The 16,587-nt window shown below is 73.6% G+C and carries 12 protein-coding genes and 1 pseudogene; 4 read left to right on the forward strand and 9 right to left on the reverse strand.

The features are described 5' to 3' along the window. Positions 1–7: 7 nt before the first annotated feature. Genes QRX60_RS05595 through QRX60_RS05615 form a run of 5 tightly spaced genes read right to left on the reverse strand, consistent with a single transcriptional unit; the run spans position 8 to position 5,213 of the window. A complete protein-coding gene (locus tag QRX60_RS05595) occupies positions 8–1,300 on the reverse strand; it encodes a DUF58 domain-containing protein (protein ID WP_285999729.1) in 1,293 nt (430 codons plus the stop codon). Between the two features lies 1 nt (position 1,301). After that, positions 1,302–2,267: an AAA family ATPase gene (locus QRX60_RS05600; RefSeq protein WP_285999730.1), complete on the reverse strand. Its 966-nt coding sequence runs from the start codon at positions 2,265–2,267 to the stop codon at positions 1,302–1,304. Beyond that, positions 2,264–3,403 carry a DUF4350 domain-containing protein gene (locus QRX60_RS05605; RefSeq protein WP_285999731.1) on the reverse strand — a complete coding sequence of 380 codons (1,140 nt, stop codon included), beginning with the start codon at positions 3,401–3,403 and terminating at the stop codon, positions 2,264–2,266. Before QRX60_RS05605 ends, QRX60_RS05600 begins: the two co-directional genes overlap by 4 nt. Further along, a complete protein-coding gene (locus tag QRX60_RS05610) occupies positions 3,400–4,041 on the reverse strand; it encodes a DUF4129 domain-containing protein (protein ID WP_285999732.1) in 642 nt (213 codons plus the stop codon). Before QRX60_RS05610 ends, QRX60_RS05605 begins: the two co-directional genes overlap by 4 nt. Continuing rightward, positions 4,035–5,213 (reverse strand): hypothetical protein, encoded by a 1,179-nt coding sequence (locus tag QRX60_RS05615; RefSeq protein WP_285999733.1) that lies wholly within the window; start codon positions 5,211–5,213, stop codon positions 4,035–4,037. Before QRX60_RS05615 ends, QRX60_RS05610 begins: the two co-directional genes overlap by 7 nt. 250 nt (positions 5,214–5,463) lie before the next feature. Between QRX60_RS05615 and QRX60_RS05620 the strand changes: the two genes are divergently transcribed. Continuing rightward, positions 5,464–6,483: a neutral zinc metallopeptidase gene (locus tag QRX60_RS05620; RefSeq protein ID WP_285999734.1), complete on the forward strand. Its 1,020-nt coding sequence runs from the start codon at positions 5,464–5,466 to the stop codon at positions 6,481–6,483. Here QRX60_RS05620 and QRX60_RS05625 read toward each other — a convergent pair. Next, positions 6,476–6,904 carry a P-loop NTPase family protein gene (locus QRX60_RS05625; RefSeq protein ID WP_286003509.1) on the reverse strand — a complete coding sequence of 143 codons (429 nt, stop codon included), beginning with the start codon at positions 6,902–6,904 and terminating at the stop codon, positions 6,476–6,478. The two genes, QRX60_RS05620 and QRX60_RS05625, sit on opposite strands and share 8 nt — an antisense overlap. 104 nt (positions 6,905–7,008) lie before the next feature. Continuing rightward, positions 7,009–8,088: a potassium channel family protein gene (locus QRX60_RS05630; RefSeq protein ID WP_285999735.1), complete on the reverse strand. Its 1,080-nt coding sequence runs from the start codon at positions 8,086–8,088 to the stop codon at positions 7,009–7,011. A 91-nt stretch (positions 8,089–8,179) separates the two neighbouring features. Here QRX60_RS05630 and QRX60_RS05635 point away from each other — a divergent pair. Continuing rightward, positions 8,180–8,547 (forward strand): annotated as a pseudogene (locus QRX60_RS05635) (DoxX family protein). Between the two features lie 124 nt (positions 8,548–8,671). Here the strand turns inward: QRX60_RS05635 and QRX60_RS05640 are convergent. Then, entirely contained in the window at positions 8,672–11,908 is a 3,237-nt protein-coding gene (locus QRX60_RS05640) for an ATP-dependent helicase (RefSeq protein WP_285999736.1), read from the reverse strand. A gap of 76 nt (positions 11,909–11,984) precedes the next feature. Then, positions 11,985–15,158 carry an ATP-dependent helicase gene (locus tag QRX60_RS05645; RefSeq protein WP_286003510.1) on the reverse strand — a complete coding sequence of 1,058 codons (3,174 nt, stop codon included), beginning with the start codon at positions 15,156–15,158 and terminating at the stop codon, positions 11,985–11,987. 172 nt (positions 15,159–15,330) lie between these two features. On the opposite strand from QRX60_RS05645, the gene QRX60_RS05650 reads away from it, so the two are divergent. Continuing rightward, positions 15,331–15,654 carry an MGMT family protein gene (locus QRX60_RS05650; RefSeq protein ID WP_257923117.1) on the forward strand — a complete coding sequence of 108 codons (324 nt, stop codon included), beginning with the start codon at positions 15,331–15,333 and terminating at the stop codon, positions 15,652–15,654. Positions 15,655–15,682: 28 nt separating this feature from the next. After that, positions 15,683–16,540 (forward strand): siderophore-interacting protein, encoded by an 858-nt coding sequence (locus tag QRX60_RS05655; protein ID WP_285999737.1) that lies wholly within the window; start codon positions 15,683–15,685, stop codon positions 16,538–16,540. Positions 16,541–16,587 lie beyond the last annotated feature (47 nt).

Genomic DNA, 16,587 nt, shown 5'->3' on the forward strand with positions numbered 1-16,587 from the left:
TCACCCGTCAGAGCCGACCGGCGGCCTTCAGCGCCAGGTAGCGGTCCGCCAACGCGGGCGGCAGCTCCTCCGGCACCGCGTCCACCACGCTGACCCCGTGCCGGGCCAGGCGTTCGGTCACCCGCTGCCGCTCCGCCGTCGTCCGCGACGCCGCCGCCGCGTCGTACACGGCCTCCGCGTCACCCCGGCCGGCGAGCATCTCCGCCACCCGCGGGTCCGCCACCGACGCCACGATCAGCTCGTGCCGCGCGGTCAGCGAGCTCAGCACCGGGAACAGCCCCTCCTCCAGCGGCGCCGCGTCCAGGCCGGTCAGCAGCACCACCAGCGAACGGCGGCGGGTGCGCTGCAGCACCTCCGCGACCATCCCCCGCGCGTCCGTCTCCACCAGCGAAGGCTCGATCGGCGCCATCGCGTTCACCAGCGACGTCAGCAGCGCGGCCCCCGACGAACCCTGCACCGCGGCCCGGAGACGACGGTCGTACGCCAGCAGGTCGACGCGGTCACCGGCCCGGGAAGCCAGTACGGCCAGCAACAACGCCGCGTCCATCGCCGCGTCCAGGCGCGGGGCGTCGCCGACCCGGCCGGCCGACACGCGGCCCGTGTCGAGCACCAGCACCACGTGCCGGTCGCGCTCCGGGCGCCACGTCCGGACCATCACGTCCGCCGCGCGCGCCGTCGCGCGCCAGTCGATCGAGCGGACGTCGTCGCCGATCACGTACTCGCGCAGCGAGTCGAACTCCGTGCCCTGCCCGCGGATCAGCACCGCGCTGCGGCCGTCGAGCTGCTGCAGCCGCGCCAGCCGCGACGGCAGGTGCTTGCGGCTGTGGAACGGCGGCAGCACGCGGACCGTCCACGGCACCTCGTGCGATCCCTGCCGGGCGGCCAGGCCCAGCGGACCCACCGAGCGGACGGTCACCCGCGCCGCCGTCCGGTCCCCACGGCGGGTCGGCCGCAACGCGGTCACCAGCGCGCGCCGCTCCCCCGGCGGGACGCGCACGGCGTGCCGGTCGTCGGCGCCCGCGCTCGGCGGCCACGCGTCACGCAGCAGACCCCGCACCGCGCGCCCACCGGGGTTCGCGACCACCAGCGTCACCTCGCACGGCTCGCCGAGCCGCACCGACGTGTCGCCGGAGCGGGAGAACCGCAGCGGCCGCACGCTCCCGGCCAGCACGAGGTCGGCGGCCACGAGCAGCAGGAGCACGCCGCCGACGGCCAGGATCCCGGTCGTCGACGGCAGGAGCAGCCCGACCACCAGCGCGCCGAACAGCGCCAGCAGCCCGAGCCTTCCGGTGACGGCCATGTCAGCGCGGCACGGGCACGGACGCGAGCACGCGGTCGAGCACGCCGTCCGCGGTGACGCCCTCCAGCTCGGCCTCCGGCCGCACGTCCAGGCGGTGCCGCAGCGCGGGCCGCGCCAGCGCCTTGACGTCGTCGGGAGTCGCGTAGTCGCGCCCGGCCAGCCACGCCCAGGCCCGGGTCACCGCGAGCAACGCCGTGGCGCCACGCGGCGAAACGCCGATCCGCACCGACGGCAGCTGCCGCGTCGCCCGGCACAGGTCGACGACGTACCCGATCACCTCGGGCCCGATCGTCACGCGGGCCACGGCTTCCCGCGCGGCCGCCAGTTCCGGGGCGCCCGCGACCGCCTTGAGCCCCGCCGCCGCGAGGTTGCGCGGGTCGAAGCCCTGCGCGTGCCGCCAGAGGATGCCGATCTCGTCCTCGCGCGAGGGCGTCGGCATGGTCAGCTTCAACAGGAACCGGTCCAGCTGCGCCTCCGGCAGCGGGTAGGTGCCCTCGTACTCCACCGGGTTCTGCGTGGCGATCACGATGAACGGGTCGGGCAGCGGCCGCGACTTGCCGTCGAGCGAGACCTGCCGCTCCTCCATCGCCTCCAGCAGCGACGACTGCGTCTTCGGCGGCGTCCGGTTGATCTCGTCGGCGAGCAGCAGGTTCGTGAACACCGGACCCTCGCGGAAGGAGAACTCGCCGCTGTGCGCGTCGTAGACGATCGAGCCGGTGACGTCGCCGGGCATCAGGTCCGGCGTGAACTGCACGCGCGTGGTCTCCAGGTCCAGCGCCGCGGCCAGGGCCCGCACGAGCAGCGTCTTCGCCACGCCCGGAACGCCTTCGAGCAGCACGTGCCCGCGGCAGAGCAGCGCCAGGATCAGCCCGGTCACCGCGGCGTCGTTGCCGACGACGGCCTTGCCGACCTCGGCGCGCAACGCGATCAGCGCGTCCCGGGCCCCAGTCGCGTTCTCGCTGGTCAAGTTCGCCCCACCTCTCGTTCCACCCTGTCCAGTTCGCCGGCCAGCCGGACCAGCGCGGGGTCGTCCGGCACCGGCGGGCCGTAGAGCACCGCGCCGACGTCGTCGGCCGGCCGGCCGGTGCGCGTGCTCACCGCGGTCACCAGCGCCGCCGCGTCGGCGTCGCGCGGCAGGCCCAGCGTGGTCCGCAGCCGGCTCCGCGCCGCCTCCCGCAGCGTCTCGCCCGCGTGTCCCGCGGCCTTCGCCCGCCGGTACAGCCGGGCGCGTCCTTCGGCCGTTTCGGCCGCGCGCACCACGATCGGCAGCGGCTCGGTGACCACCGGGCCGAGCCGGCGCGCCCGCCACAGCGCCAGCAGCGCCACGGCGACGAACGCCTGCGCGGCACCGTAGTACCAGCCGTCCGGGATCAGGTCGAAGATCGACTTGCGGGTGTCGTCCAGCGCCGGGTCCGTGGTGGACGGCAGGTACCAGACGAGCTTCGGGTGCTGCCCGAGCAGGTGCAGCCCCAGCGCCGCGTTGCCCTCGTCGGCGAGCCGCGAGTTGGTCAGCGGCGCCGAAGACCCGAGCAGCGTCGTCGTGCCGCCCGCGTCGGCGAGCTGCAGCAGCGTGCCACCGCCGTCTTCGCCGGGGTAGCACGACCGCGCGCCGGGCGAGGAGTAGCCGATGCCGCCGAGCGTGACGTCGCCGGCCGCGACCGCCGCGGCGACCGTGCACTGCGGGCTCAGGGTGCCGAGGTCGCTCTGGCCGACCGGGCGCACCAGCGGCAGCGAGTCGTGCAGCGTGGGCGCTCCCGGTGTCACGAGGACGACGTCGGCGGCGTGCTGCCGCAGCGCGTCGAGCCGCTTCGCCGGGACCAGGTCCGGCTGGGTGACCAGCAGCGTCGCGTCTTCGGTGACCGCGTCGTCGGCTTCGTCGGCGGTGTGCGCCGTCCGCACGTCGACGCCCTGGTCCTGCAGGAGCTGCGCGAGCGCGTGCGCGCCACCGGGTTCGTACGAGCCGGGTTCGAGCGCGCCGTGGGCCTGCTCGCCGCGGCCGAGCAGCAGCAGGGCGCCGGCGGCGAAGATCAGGGCGACGAGGGCCAGCGGGATGCGGGCGCCGCGCCAGATCCGGCGCACGTCCGGCGAAACCGAGGTGCTCACGAGCCCGCCAGGGCGACCGGCCGTTCACGGCGGCAGCGTTCGTCCAGCTCGGTCAGCGTGCGGTAAGCCGCTTCGGTGCCTTCGCGGCCGCCGTAGTGGACGTCGTCGAAGAGCCGCGCGCCCTGCCGCAGCTCCGCGGCGACGTTCGGCAGCAGCACCCCGGCCTCGGCGGCGGCCTCGTCCGCGGTCCGGCCCGAGCGGACGTCGAGCAGCGCGCGTTCCTCGAGGGCTCGCACGACGGCCCGGAAGCGGTCGCGCACGGCGTCGCCGTACCGCCCGGCCGCGGCGGCTTCGGCGGCCGAGCGGCGGTAGTCGTCGGCGCTCTGGCGCTTCCCGCCGAAGACGGTCCGGTCGGCCCGCGACGTGCGCGCGACCTTGCCGGTGCGCAGCCGGATCACCACGACCAGCACGATCAGCAGCACGAGGACCAGCAGGACACCCCAGATCCCGCCCGGGACCACCGAGGACACGCCGTTCAGCAGCTTTTCGAGCTGCTCGCCGAGCCACTGCCCGATCTGCTGCAGGAAGTTCGGCCGGGCGTCCCGGTACTTCGGGTCGGACAGCTCTTCGGCGGCCGCGCGGCGCGCGGCGTCCCGGTCGGTGTCGACCGGGACGTCGACGAGGACCAGCGTCACCATGCCTGCGGCGGCTGCACCCCGGCCGCGCGAGCCAGTTCGATGTCCATGCCCTCGCGGCGCATCCGCTGGTCGAGGTAGACGATCACGGTGACCAGCGTGACGAACGGGATCGCGATGGTGCCGGAGACGATCTGCCCGGCCGACTGCAGCAGCAGGTCGCCGGTGCTGGGCAGCGTCACCTTGCCCGGGTTCAGCACCTGGTCGAAGACGCCGGTGCCGACGGCGAACGGCAGCTGGACGATGTTCTCGAAGAGCGACTGGATGATCCGCGCCAGCAGCAGGATGCCCAGCACCCGCCAGAACGCGCCGCTGACCAGCTTGACCGACCGGGCGAACGCCTGCCGGAACGTCCCGCGCTCCAGCACGAGGGCCGGCACGGCCAGCGCCCAGAACACCCAGGCCAGCACGCCCGGGACGATGCAGAGCATCAGGCCGATCGTCGTGACGAGCCCGTAGACGAACGCCACGCCGAGCAGCGGCAGCAGCCGCGGCTGCAGCTCGCGCCACGCGATGCCGAAGGTGATCTCGCGGCCCAGCGCGGCCCGGCCCATCACCGTGGCCATCAGGCCGGTGGTGACCGCCAGCAGCAAGGTCGAGATCAGCAGCGTCGGGATCAGCACCAGGAAGAGGTCGCCGAAGGTGCCGAACACGGCGTTGCGCACCTCCTCGTCGGTCGAGCCCGGGCCGAGGGTCGCCGTCGACGCGAGGTTCTCGAAGTCGGCGAGCACGTACTTCTGCACGAGGAACGTGATCCCGGCCGTCACCACCGCCATCACCGCGCCGATGCCGAGGATCAGCAGCGGGTGCCGGCGGATCGCGGTGATCGCGCCGTCGAGGATGTCGCCGATGTTGAGCGGCCGCAGCGCGATCACGCCGGGCTTGCCGAGCCCGTGCGGGCTCCAGGGCCGCTGCTGGTGCTGCTGCCCGGTGTACGGCGGCAACGCGTCCGGCTGCCAGCCGGCCGGGCGCTGCCAGCCCGGTGGGGTCGCCGGTCCCGGCGTCGCCTGGGCGTCGGGCGGCTGCCACCCGCGCGGCGGCGTCGCCGGTGACGCGGAGTGGTCTTCGGCCGACTTCGGCTCACCCGATCCGGGAGCGGGAACCCGAGGGATGCCCTGGCTGGGTGTCGGCGTGTCGTCGCCCTCGCCGCCGGGCGCGCCACCGGTGTCTGTCATCGAAGCCCCTCGCCTGCAGTACCTGCTTGGCGACACTCTTTCAGAGCCGGTCGCACCCGGCCAGACCTGGGGTGACGTCCGTGCGTGGTGACCGCGTGCGCACGGACGGGTGCGAGAGGCCCCGTTCCCCCGATATGCTGAATGGCGGGATCGGGTACCCCCGGTCCGTACCGAGACCTTTCGGGACTGCCTAGTGACGCAACCGCCCCACGGCCGGGTACCGCCTCGCGGGACCGTACAGCCGCCGCCGGTGCCGGATGCGCAACCGGATCTTCCCTGGCTGGGCCGCCCGCACACCGTGTCCGCGCCGCGCCGCCGGTCTCCGGCGGCGGTGATCGGCGTATGCCTCGGCGCAGTGGCCGTGCTGGTGCTCGGACTGGTCGCGATCGTCGCCCTCAACCGCGGCGAGACCCCGCTGGCCAACGCGAACTTCCGCGACACCCCGTCGTCCCAGGACGTCCCTTCGCAGCTGCAGCCGGGCGGCGCGGGCGCCCCCGCCTCGGTGTCGAGCCCGCCGTCCGAGACGTCCGCGCCCAGCGCGACCGGCCCGCAGAAGATCCTCAAGCTCGCCGACCACCCGATCCTGCAGGACCCGAACGCCGGCCTGCAGAACCGCGTCTGCACGCTGCCGACCTGGCAGAGCACCCAGGCCGGCGCGGAAGCGTTCTTCACCGCGGCCAGCAAGTGCCTGGACGCGGCATGGGGCCCGTTCCTCGAGGCCTACCACCTGCCGTTCACGCCGCCGGCGCTGCACTTCCCGACCGGCGCGAGCTTCGAGACCGAGTGCGGCACGATCCAGGTCGGCATCGCGACCGCCGCGTACTACTGCGAAAACAACCTGTACGTCCCGTTCCGCGGGCTGCAGACCGACCAGTACGGCAACAACCCCGGCGTCTACCTGGCCCTGTTCGCCCACGAGTACGGCCACCACGTGCAGGAGGTCGCCGGGCTGATGGACGCGGCCTGGCAGAAGATCTACGAGGCCGGCCAGAACAGCCCGGCCGGGCTCGAGATGTCGCGGCGCAAGGAGCTGCAGGCCCAGTGCTTCTCGGGCATGTTCCTCGGCGCGCACGTCGACCAGGGCGGCACGATCAGCCGGGACATGTACAACAAGGCCTGGAACGACCAGGAGACCCGCGGCGACAACACGTCCCGCAGCCACGACCACGGGACGAACGCGCACTACGCGTCCTGGTGGCGGGCGGGTGCGACGAGCAACCGGATCGCCGACTGCAACACCTTCGCGGCGCCGTCCTCCGAGGTCAGCTGACCTTCGCGGCCGGCTTCGGCCGCGGCGGGATGCTCAGCCAGAGGTAGACGAACATCCCGCCCGAGAAGCACGCGAACACCAGCAGGGCCATGCCGACGGGGCGCCGCGCGTCCGAGGCGCCCGCCGACGTGTCCGCGGCGCGGACGGTGACCGTGCCCTGGTCGGGCAGCACCTCCGGGACGCCGACGTCGACGCGCTCGCCCTGGCCGTGCCCGCAGCCGTTCAGCGTGCCCACGTGGGTCTTGCCCGCGACGGTGAACTTCACCGTCTCGACCGCGTCCGGGCGGTCGCACGGCGCCGGCTTCGTGACCTCGGCCTGCACCGGCGCGCCCAGGTCGTCGTTGCTGATGCCCAGCAGCCCCGGCCCGGCGAGCCAGGCGAGCAGCACGACGAGCACGCCCGCCGCGGCGGGGATCGCCACCGTGGGCCACTTGAGATCGAGTGATCGCGGGGGCACTTCGCCATGGTTCCAGATCCGCCGGGCAAAACCCAGGCGGCCCGGTCCCGGTCACCGGCGAAGCGGACCTACCGCTCGATCTTCTCCGCCTGCGTCACCTTCTTGACGTAGAGCAGCTTGTCGCCGGGCTCGATGGCGTCGGCTTGGGGGGCGTCCACGCGGTACAGGACGCCGTCGCGGACCAGGCCGAGGACGAGGTCGGACAGGTGCCGCGGCGACCCGCCCTCCTCCGACGGCTCGACCGGCCGCTCGGCGATCGCCAAGCCCGATTCGGGCGTGAGGAGGTCCTCCATGATGTCGACGACCAGCGGGGTCGACGTCGCCATGCCGAGCAGCCGCCCGGCCGTCTCGCTGGAGACGACGACCTGGTCGGCGCCGGATTGCTTGAGCAGGTGGACGTTCTCCGCCTCCCGCACCGACGCGACGATGTGCGCCTTGGGCGCCAGCTCGCGGGCGGTGAGGGTGACGAGCACCGCCGTGTCGTCGCGGTTCGGGGCGACGACGACCGCGCGCGCGTGCTGCACCGCGGCGACGCGCAGGACGTCGGAGCGGGTGGCCGAGCCGTGCACGGCCACGAGGCCGAGCGCGCTCGCCGCGTCGAGGGCCTGCTGGTCGGTGTCGACGACGACGATCTGCCCCGGGGCGATGTTCTCGTCGCCGAGCAACGCGTTGACGGCGGACCGGCCCTTGGTGCCGAACCCGACGACGACCGTGTGGTCGCGCACCTTCGTCCTCCACTTCTGGATCTTGAACGCCTGCCGGGAGCGCTCGGTGAGCACCTCCAGGGTGGTCCCGACCAGGACGATGAGGAAGAGCACCCGCAGCGGGGTGATCACCAGGACGTTCACCAGCCGGGCGGACGAGGTGACCGGCGCGATGTCGCCGTAGCCGGTGGTCGAGAGCGAAACGGTGGCGTAGTACAGGCTGTCGAGCAGGGACAGGCCGTCGCCGTTGGCGTCGCGGTAGCCGTCGCGGTCGACGTAGACGATGACCACCGTCAGCAGCAGCGCCAGCGTCGCGCCGATGACCCGCTTCAGGATGGAGCGGAGGGGACTGACCGTCAGCTCGGGCATCCGCAGGACGCCGACGAGCTCGTGGTCCGGCCGATCGGTGAGACTGCCCAGCGGCAACCGCTTCAGGGCCTTCATGCACCGGCTCCCAGCGGCAGGTGTCGAGCGTCACTCACGCCCGGAGGATAGCCGAACCGGGTGCCGGGCCGCCGCGTGGAACGATCGGCTCATGGCAACTTCACAACGGCCCGCGCACCTCCTGGCCGGCGTGCTGGGCACGATGGGCGTCCTGCACTTCGCCGTGCCGAAGCCGTTCGACGGGCTGATCCCGGCTTCGCTCCCGGGGTCCCGGCGGGTGTGGACGTACGGATCGGGCGTCGCGGAGCTGGCGATCGGGGCCGCGGTGGCGGCCCCGCGCACGCGTCGTCTCGGCGGCCTGGCGGCGGCGCTGCTGTTCCTGGGGGTCTTCCCGGGAACGTGAAGATGGCGGTGGACGCGTCGTCCGCTCCGCTCCCGCGCCGCGCGATCGCCTGGGCCCGCCTCCCCCTGCAGTGGCCCCTGATCACGTGGGCCCTGAAGGTCCGCGACCGCGCATAACCCGCGTGATCAGGCGGTCGACACGCGTGTTTGAAGGGTCGACACGGCGCTGGCGCGGAAACCTGCCGTGTCGTCGCTCCAATCACGCGTGTCGACTCCCCAATCACGCGTGTCGACCTTCTGATCACGCCTCGGGGATGTCGCGGAGGAGGCGGCGGAGGCCTTCCGGGTCCAGGAGGTCGGCTGGGCGGATTGTGCGGTTCGCCCGGACGTAGTGGAATGCCGCGCGGACCTGCTCCACCGGGACGTTCTTCAGCGCCGCCCACGCCATCCGGTACGCCGCCAGCTGGACCGCCAGCGCCGGCTGCCGGGATTCCGGCGGGACCGCGCCCGTCTTCCAGTCCACGATCTCCCAGTACCCGTCGGGGTGCCGGAAGACGGCGTCCATCCGGCCGCGCAGGGTGATGCCCTCGACGTCCGCCGAGAACGAGACCTCCACCGCCTCCGGGACGCGCGAGGCCCACTCGCTCTTCTCGAACTCCGCCTGGAGTTCTTCGAAATCCGCGTCGGGCGCTTCGCCGAAGTCGGCCGCGCCCGGGAGGTCGTCGATCTCGATGAGCTGGTCGCCCGCGAACCGCCGTTCCAGCCAGCCGTGGAACTCCGTGCCGCGGCGGGCGAAGCTGTTGGGCTCCATCGGCAGCGGACGGCTCAGGTCCGCCGCCAGCCGGCCGCTGTCCTCGGCGAGCGCGACCAGCTGGCTCACCGAAAGCCGTGACGGCAGCGGGACCCGCCTGACCTGGTCGTCCTTGCGCGCCCACTCTTCGAGCAGGACGTCGGTGTCGGTCAGCCAGCCGTCCGGATCGTCCTCTTCGGACGCTTCGTCGTCCCCGGCGGACAGTGCCTCGGACACCAGCTCGACCCCGGTCTGCACGCCGGTGCGGCGGTCGGCCAGCGGATCGACGGGCCAGCGCGACGTCCGCGAGTCCGAAACCAGCGGGTTCTCGTCGTCCGCGGACGGCTCCGGCGCCCACTCGGCGAGCTGCCCGACGCCGGTCTCGCGCAGGACGTCGCCGATCTCCGTCAGGAACTCCGACGGCCCCTTGAACCGGCTGCTGCTCTCGTTCCACCAGTGCCCGGACACGATCAGCGCGTGCTCGGACCGCGTCAGCGCGACGTAGCAGAGCCGCCGTTCCTCCGACTGCTCCCGCTCGACGAACCCGGCTTCGTGCAGTTCCAGTCCTTCTTGGACTTCCTTGCGGTCGTAGCCCTCGGCGATCCGCAGCTCCGGCAGGTCCTCCGAGTCACCGCGCAACGCCGCGGGCAGCGACGTCGCGGTCCGCAGCCACGACGACGACCGCCGCCGGCCCGGGAAGACGTCCTGCACCAGGTGCGGGACGGCGACGACCTCCCACTCGAGCCCCTTCGCCGAGTGCACGGTGAGCACCTGGACGCGGTCCGGCACGACCTCGACCTCGCCGGGGGTGAGCCCGTCCTCGGCGTGCGCGGCGGTGTTCAGGTAGTCCACAAAGGACAGCAGGGTCGCCGTCGGGGCCGTCTCGGCGTAGTCGGTGACGACTTCGGCGAACGCGTCCAGGTGCGCGCGCCCGGCGGATCCCGGGCGCGCCAGCGACTCCACGTCCAGGAGCATCGTGCGTTCGACGTCGGCGACCAGCTCCGGCAGCGACTGGTCGAGCCGCCGCCGCAACGCGGAGAGCTCCCAGCCGATCCGGCGGATGCGCTTGTACCCCTCTTCGGAATACCGCTCCGGCGAGCCGGGCTCGTCGATGGCGTCGATCAGACCGGCCTGCTCGACGCGCTCGACGACCAGCTCCGGCCCCTCCGGTTTCTCCGGGCTCGACAGCTCCCCCGCGCGCCGCCACAGCGCGGCGACGTCGGCGGCCGCGAGCCGCCAGCGCGCGCCGGTCAGCAGCCGGGCCGCCGCGCTGCCCGACAGCGGGTCGGCGAGCACCTTGAGCGTCGAAACGAGGTCCGCGACCTCGGGCTCGTCGAGCAGCCCGCCGAGCCCGACGACCTCGACCGGCAGCCCGCGTGCCCGCAGTTCGGCGGCGATCGGCGCCATGTCGGCGCGGCGCCGCACGAGGACGGCAGCGGTCGGCGGCTTCCCGGTCTGCTCCTGGACGGCGTGCCAGCGCCGGGCGAGGGCGTCGGCCACCCAGTCGCGTTCGGCGCGGATGTCCGGCAGCAGCGCGCACGCGATGTCCGCGGGCCCGGCGCCTTCGCGCGCCCGCAGCCGCTCGACGCCGAGGCCGCGCGCTCGCAGCGGTTCGGCGATCGCGTTGGCGAGGTCGAGAATCTCCGGCGGGTTGCGGAAGCTCGTCAACAGGCCGAAATCGTGCGCCGGGACGAGCCGTTCGCCGTCATGGCGGGGGAAGTCCGTGGTGAAGCGGGGCAGGTTGGCCGCGCTGGCACCGCGCCAGCCGTAGATCGCCTGGGCGGGGTCGCCGACCGCGGTGACCGGCATCGGCTGGTTCTCGACGCCGCCGAACAGCGCCCGCAGCAGGACGCGCTGGGCGTGCCCGGTGTCCTGGTACTCGTCGAGCAGGACCGCGCCGAAACGCTCGCGTTCACCGCGGACGACCGACGGGTACCCGCTCGCCAGCTGGGCGGCGAGCGACATCTGGTCGGCGAAGTCGAGCGCGCCTTCGTTGCGCTTGCGCCGGTGGTACTCCTCGACCAGCGGCAGCAGCGCGAGCCGGAAGTGCTGCGCGGCCATGATTTCGGTGAGCTTCTGCGGCAGCGCGGCCCGCTGTCCCTTGGCGCGCGGCGCGTTCTCGATGACGCGGCACATCCACGTCGTGTATTCGGCGAGCTGCTCGGTGGAGATGAGGTGCTCACCGAGCTCGCCGGCCAACGCGAGGAGGTCCGCGGTCACGGTCGGCGGGACGCGGTCGGTGTCGAGCTCGTTGTCCCAAGTGGACACGACGCGGTGCGCGATCTGCCACGACGACGTTTCGGAGAGCAGCCGGACGCCGGGCTGCACCGGCAGGCGCAGGCCGTGTTCGGACAGCAGGCGCCCGGCGTAGGCGTGGTAGGTGAGGACGGTCGGCTCGCCGGCGACCACAGTGGACCGGAGGCCGCCGGAAGGGTCGAGCCGGTCGAGGAGGCCGGACCCGGCGAGCCGCCGCAGCCGCGCGCGCACGCGTTCACCGAGCTGGCGCGCGGCCTTGCGGGTGAAGGTGAGGCCCAGGACGCGATCGGGGCTGACGATGCCGTTGGCGACAAGCCAGACGACGCGCGCGGCCATGGTCTCGGTCTTGCCGGCCCCGGCCCCGGCGACGACGAGCGAGGGTTCGACCGGCGCGGCGATGACGGTGGCCTGTTCGGGGGTCGGCCGGTGCAGGCCGAGCGCGTCGGCGAGCTCGGCGGGCTCGACGGGGTTGGTGATGACGAGCGGGCTCACGCACGCACCTCCACCGGTCGTGAGTGGTAATTGGGGTTAGAACCCGAATTACCACTCACGACAGCTTTTGGCTGGTTCACGGGCCCGGCACCTGCCGACCCTCGGGCCGCAGCGGGCAGCACCCTCGGGCCGGGCACCGGTCGCAGTCCGGGTTCTCCTGCGCCTGGTAGTCCGGCCCGGCCGCCGAGGCCGCCGCGTCGCGGACCAGCTCCAGCCACTGCTTGCCGCCCACCTCGTCGAGCGGGGGCTGGGACCGCTCGGTCGCCCCCGTCTTGTTGTTCGCCTTCGCCACGTACACCAGCCGCGCGCCGCCGGGCTCGTTGCTGCCCTCGATCGCGCCCAGCAGCACCGCCAGCTGGTACGCCGCCAGCTGCGGGTGCGCCTCCGCGTCCGCGCCGGACACCGGGACCTTGCCGGTCTTGATGTCGACGATCACCGGGCGTCCCTCGGAATCCAGCTCGACCCGGTCGACGCGGCCGCGCAGCAGCACCCGGACCTCGTCCTCGCCCCCGGCCGGCAGCTCGACCTCGATGTCCTGCTCGACGCCCGCCGCCTTGAGCTCGGCCCGGCTGCGCTCCAGCCAGGTCACGAAGTTCTGCAGCATCTGCTCGACGCGCCGCCGCTCGCGCCGGGAGAACCACGGCGCGCCCGCGTCGACGCGCACCCAGGCCTCGTCCAACGCGGCCTGCAGCTCCGCGTCCGTCTTGCCGGACGCGACGGACTCCGCCAGCCCGTGCACCAAGGTCCCGGTGACGGCGGCCAGCTGCGCCGGGTCACTTCCCCCGTGGCGCTCGATCATCCAGCGCAGCGGGCACTTCGTCAGGATTTCCACCGTGGACGGTGAGATCCGGATCAGGTCACCGGGCCGGTGCACCGGCTCGTCGGTGGACGCCGGAAGCAGGCCGTACCACGTCGAAGGGTGCGCGCCCGGCACCTTCGCCTCGGCCAGCCGCGCGAGCTGCTTGGCCGCACGACGCCGGCGGGCCGGCTCGGCCTTGTCGTCGCAGACGACCTCCCGCAGCTCCCCCACCAGCTCGGCCAGCACGAGCGACCGGCCGGGCGGCTTCATCCGCGAGTCGAGGCCACCGTCGTCGGCGCCGTTTTCCTCGAGGTCGTCGAGGAAGCGCGACGGCTGTTCGTCCTCCCCGGACACCGCGGTGACCAGCAGCGTCTGCTTCGCCCGGCTCATCGCGAGGTAGAACAGGCGCCGTTCCTCGGCGAGGATCGGCGCGGTCTGGGAGACGGCGTCGTCGTCCACACCGGACATCAGGTCCTTCAGCCGTTCCACGCCCAGCACGGATCCGCGCAGCCGCAGGTCCGGCCAGGCCCCCTCCTGGACGCCGGCGACGGCGACGACCGTCCACTCGCGACCGGCGGCGGAGTGTGCGGTGAGCAGCGAAACACCGTCGGACGGGACCGCGGCCGGCGCGAGAGTGTCCCCGGCGATCTGTTGCGCACCCAGATAGTCCGCGAAGGACGCGACGCTCGCGCGGGGCAGCCGGTCGACGTACCGGCCGGCGGCGTCGAACAGCGCGACGACGGCGTCGAGGTCGCGGTCGGCCTGCGCGCCCAGCGATCCACCGCGTCCGACCTGCTTCAGCAGCTTGTCCTGAAGCCCGCTTTCCCGCCACAGCTGCCACAGCACCTGCTCGACGCCGTCCCCGCGGGCCACCGCCTGGTGCGTGACGCGCAGCAGCCCGCCGACGCGCCGCACCGGTTCGGCCTCGGCGTCGGCGAGCCCGGCGAGGATGTCCCCGCCGCGCAACGCTTCCACGAGCAGTTCGTCGCTCGAGCGCTGCCCGCCGCCGGCCAGTTCGAGCCGGCGCAGACCGCGGCGCAACCGCCGCAGGGCCAGCGGGTCCGCCCCGCCGAGCGACGACGACAGCAGCATCTCGGCGAGGTCGATGTCGAGCAGGCCGGGCTGGGGCGCGAGCTTCAGCACGGCCAGCAGCGGCCGGACCGCGGGCTGCTTGGCCAGCGGCAGCTCCTCGGTCGCCGACCCGATCGGGACGCCCGCTGCCCGCAGAGCGCGTTGCAGCACCAGGAAGGTCCGGGCCGGCGACCGGACGAGCACCGCGATCTCCGACCACGGCACGCCGTCGACGAGGTGCGCGCGGCGGAGCTGGTCGGCGATCCAGCTGGCTTCGGCGGCGGGCGTCGGCATCACGCGGACCCGCACGTTCCCGCCGGAAGCACCCGGCGGCGGGACGATCTTGCGGTGCGCCGAAGCACCGGGCAGCGTCGCGCCGATCTTCGCCACCGCCAGCCGGACGGCCGGGGCGAGCCGGTGCGACGTCGTGAGCGTGACGGTCCGGCTGCCGTCCGGGTCGGCGTCGGCGAACAGGCTCGCGTCGGCGCCGCGGAAGGAGAACACGTTCTGGTCGGGGTCGCCGGCGACGACGAACTCGGCCGCGCTGTGCCCGATCATCCGGACCAGGCTGGTCTGCAGCGGGTCGAGGTGGTGGGCGTCGTCGACGAAGAGGTGCCGCACGCGGGTGCGCTCGCGGTCGCGCAGCTCGTCGTCGTCCTCCAGGGCGAGCAGCGCGGAGGTGACCAGCTCGGCGGCGTCCAGGGCGGGCGCGCTCGCCACGCCCAGCGCGTTGCCGCCCGCGCCCTGCAGCTGCGTGACTTCTTCGTACTGGGCCCAGAACTGCCCGGCGGCGATCCACTCCTCGCGGCCGCGCCGGCGGCCCAGCTCGACGAGGTCCGCCGGGCCGAGCCCGCGCTCGGCGGCCCGCATCAGCAGGTCGCGCAGCTCCTCGGCGAACCCGGGGACCATCAGCGCCGGTCGCAGCTGCTCGGGCCAGTACTCGGCCTCTTCGTCGAGGTCACCGGCCAGCAGCTCGCGGACGACGACGTCCTGTTCGGCACCGGCCAGCAGCCGGGGCGGCGGGAGCTCCTCGGCCATCGCTTCGAGCCGCAGCAGCGAGTAGGCGTACGAGTGGACGGTGCGCACCAGCGGCTCGCGGACGGTCCGCGGCAGCGGCCGGGCCTGGTCGGGGTCGAAGGTGAGGCGGCGCGTGATGTCGGCGCGCAGCGCGTCGGCGGCCTTGCGGGACGTCGTGAGCACCAGCACGCTCTCCGGGTCGGCGCCCTCGGCGATGCGGCGGGTGGCGGCCGACGCCAGCAGCGCCGTCTTGCCGGTGCCGGGACCGCCGAGCACGCGGCGGAAACCCCCGGGTGCGGAGAGCACCCGCCGGGCGCCTTCGTCCCAGGTGAACGTGGGTGCGTCGGCGATCGGCGGGCGCACCAGCCGCGCGTCCGCCTGCGCCGTTCGCCTCGCGTTCACCCAGCGATGGAACCACGTCCGGAGTAAGGGGTGCGGCACCGGCACGGCTTAGCGGGCGTGTGTTCGGTGAAGACCACCGCTCGTGCGGCGGGCGGCGACGCAAAGTGTCGTACCCATCCGGCAGAGTGGTGACATGGACGACGTTCTGCACGAGCGCGTGCGGGAAATCATCGAGTCGGTGCCGGCCGGCACGGTCGCGACGTACGGCGACATCGCGGCGCTCGCCGGCGCGCCCTCGCCGCGGATGGTCGGCGCGATCCTGGCCGAGGACGGGCACGACCTGCCGTGGCACCGGATCCTGCGCGCGAACGGGACACCGGCACCGCACCTGGTGCACGACCAGCTCGAGCGACTGCGCGCGGAGGGCGTGCTGGCCGACGGCCAGCGCGTCGACCTGCGGAAGTACCGCTGGAAGCCGGACGGTGACGAAGATCCCGGTGAGGAAGGGCTGTTCTGACCTTCAATCCTTAGGTTAGCCTCGCCTAATGACGACGCAGGTGGAGCGGCCCGCCCTGACGTACCACCGGGCCCGGGTGACCGCGGTCCGGCCGGTGACGCCGCGCATGGTGCGCGTGACGTTCGAAGCGGCGAGCTTCCGCGAGGTCGCGGCCGGGGCACCCGACCGGTACGTCAAGGTCTTCTTCCCGAAGCCCGGCCAGGAGGCGCCCGAGCTGCCGGACACCGGCTCCGACGTCCTGTCGTGGTACCGCACGTACCTCGCGATGCCCGACGGCGTCCGCCCGCCCATGCGCACGTACACGGTGCGGGCGCACCGCCCGGCGTCGGCGGAGATCGACGTCGACTTCGCGCTGCACGGCGACACCGGCCCGGCGTCGGCCTGGGCGTCGCGTGTGGCGCCGGGCGACCGGGTGGCGTTCCTCGGCCCGCACGGTCTGTACGACGTGCCCGACGGCACCGACTGGCAGCTGCTGGCCGGCGACGAAACGGCGTTGCCCGCGATCGGCGCGATCATCGAGCACCTCCCGGCCGGCACCCGCGCTTCGGCCTACATCGAGATCTCGGGACGCGAAGAGCGTCAGACGTTCGAGACGCGTGGAGCGGTCGAAGTCCACTGGCTGCTTCGCGGGTCCCGTCCCCGGGGAGAGGCGTTGCTCGATGCGGTGCGTACGGCGGCTTTCCCCGGCGGAGTGCCGTACGCGTGGGTGTCGGGCGAAGCGGGCGTCGTCAAGCTGGTGCGGCGGCACCTGGTGCGGGAGCGGGAAGTCGACAAGCGGCGGATCTGCTTCACCGGCTACTGGCGGGCGGGGATGAGCGAGGAGGCGGCGAGCCGGGAGGCGGTTCGCGCGGCGGAAGCGGGCGAGACACCGGCCGACGAGGACTGAACGCGCAACCACCGGGTTGCGTGGCCGCCGCTGCCGGACTGGCCGGG

The sequence above is a fragment of the Amycolatopsis mongoliensis genome (assembly GCF_030285665.1).
Taxonomy (GTDB): Bacteria; Actinomycetota; Actinomycetes; order Mycobacteriales; family Pseudonocardiaceae; genus Amycolatopsis; species Amycolatopsis mongoliensis.

Bases quoted from the DNA above. Each gene is read 5' to 3' on its own strand.
- QRX60_RS05615 (WP_285999733.1), bottom strand. From the start codon at position 5,213: ATGACAGACACCGGTGGCGCGCCCGGCGGCGAGGGCGACGACACGCCG.
- QRX60_RS05595 (WP_285999729.1), bottom strand. From the start codon at position 1,300: ATGGCCGTCACCGGAAGGCTCGGGCTGCTGGCGCTGTTCGGCGCGCTG.
- QRX60_RS05650 (WP_257923117.1), top strand. From the start codon at position 15,331: ATGGACGACGTTCTGCACGAGCGCGTGCGGGAAATCATCGAGTCGGTG.
- QRX60_RS05630 (WP_285999735.1), bottom strand. From the start codon at position 8,088: ATGAAGGCCCTGAAGCGGTTGCCGCTGGGCAGTCTCACCGATCGGCCG.
- QRX60_RS05655 (WP_285999737.1), top strand. From the start codon at position 15,683: ATGACGACGCAGGTGGAGCGGCCCGCCCTGACGTACCACCGGGCCCGG.
- QRX60_RS05610 (WP_285999732.1), bottom strand. From the start codon at position 4,041: ATGGTGACGCTGGTCCTCGTCGACGTCCCGGTCGACACCGACCGGGAC.